Here is a 559-nt window from a genome sequence, read left to right on the forward strand (position 1 = left end):
GAAGGTCAGGCCCTGAGCAACGCGGTGACGGCCCTGATCACCGCCGACAATGCCCAGCTGACCCACTACCGGCTGCAAGGCGAGCAGGCCAACACCCTGCACATCGGCACCTTGATCATTGATCAGCAAGGCATCAGCAAGGTCGACAGCTACCAGCTGATGACCGGCAACCGCCTGCGTCGTAACGACGTGCGCGCCCTGGTCAACAAAAGCGGCGCCGAACTGAACATGAAAGGCATCTTCGTAGTCCGCGACAACAGCCACGTGGACAACCAGCTGTGCGTGGAACACGCCGTGCCCAACTGTGAATCGGACCAGAACTTCAAAGGCCTGGCCGGCGAAAGTGGCAAGGCGGTCTTCAACGGCCGCATCCACATTCACCCCGGTGCCAGCGGCACCAACGCCGAGCTGTCCAACAAGAATCTGCTGCTCAATCCCGGTGCGGAGATCAACACCAAGCCGGAGCTGGAAATCTATAACGACGACGTAAAGTGTGCCCACGGCACCACCGTCGGCCAGCTCGATGCCATGCAGCAGTTCTACCTGCAATCGCGCGGCA

At 60.6% G+C, this 559-nt stretch carries 1 protein-coding gene; it reads left to right on the forward strand.

All coding sequences use genetic code 11. The features are described from left to right. A partial coding sequence (locus A3730_RS09500) for a SufD family Fe-S cluster assembly protein (RefSeq protein ID WP_197477400.1) occupies nucleotides 1-559 on the forward strand: 559 nt, incomplete at both ends.

Source organism: Alcanivorax sp. HI0044 (assembly GCF_001634945.1).